At 77.5% G+C, this 770-nt stretch carries 1 protein-coding gene; it reads left to right on the forward strand.

Going from position 1 to position 770, the window contains the following annotated elements:
• Positions 1-2 precede the first annotated feature (2 nt).
• The coding region (locus G3I53_RS10320) for a PfkB family carbohydrate kinase (protein WP_239063742.1) at positions 3-770 on the forward strand (768 nt) is incomplete at its 3' end.

A 770-nucleotide genomic window follows, 5' to 3' on the forward strand; every position in this document is an offset into this window, starting at 1 on the left:
CGCTGCTGGTCGTCGGCGACGTCGTCACGGACGTGGTCGCCCGTCACCGGGGTCCGCTCGCGCCGGGCACGGACACGGTGGCGTCGGTCCGCCGGGTGCCCGGTGGCGCCGGGGCGAACGTGGCCTGCTGGGCCGCCCGGTCGGGTGGCGGGGAGGTGCGGATGCTCGGCCGGGTCGGGGCCGACTCGGCGGCCTGGCACGAGCGGGAGCTGGCCGTGCACGGGGTGCGCCCGCTCCTCGTCGTCGACGGGACGGCCCCCACCGGCACGGTGATCTGCCTCGTCGACGAGGAGGCGGCGGGTGAACGGACCTTCCTCACGGACAGCGGGGCGTCACTGCGGCTGGAACCCGGTGACTGGTCCGAGGCGTTGCTGGACGGCGTGGCCCGGCTGCACCTGTCGGGCTATCCGCTGTTCTCCGACTCGGGCCGCGCCTTCGTCGCGGCGGCCCTGAAGTCGGCTCGGGCGCGCGGGGTGCCGGTGAGCCTGGATCCGGCCTCGGCGGGCTTCCTCGCCGGTCTGGGCGCGGACCGGTTCCTGGCACTCGTGGAGGGGGTGGACGTGCTGCTGCCCAGCCGGGACGAGGCGTGCTTGCTCACCGGGCTGTCCGACCCGGCCGAGGCGGCGGCGGCGCTGAGCCGGGACATCGCCCTGGTGGTGGTCACGTGCGGCGCGCGGGGGGCGCTGCTGGCGCGCTCGGGTGAGGTGCGGGCCCGGGTGCCCGCCGTGACCGCCCGCGCGCGGGACACCACGGGCGCGGGCGACGCGTTC

Origin of the sequence: Streptomyces sp. SID14436 (assembly GCF_010548465.1) — a bacterium.
GTDB lineage: Bacteria > Actinomycetota > Actinomycetes > Streptomycetales > Streptomycetaceae > Streptomyces.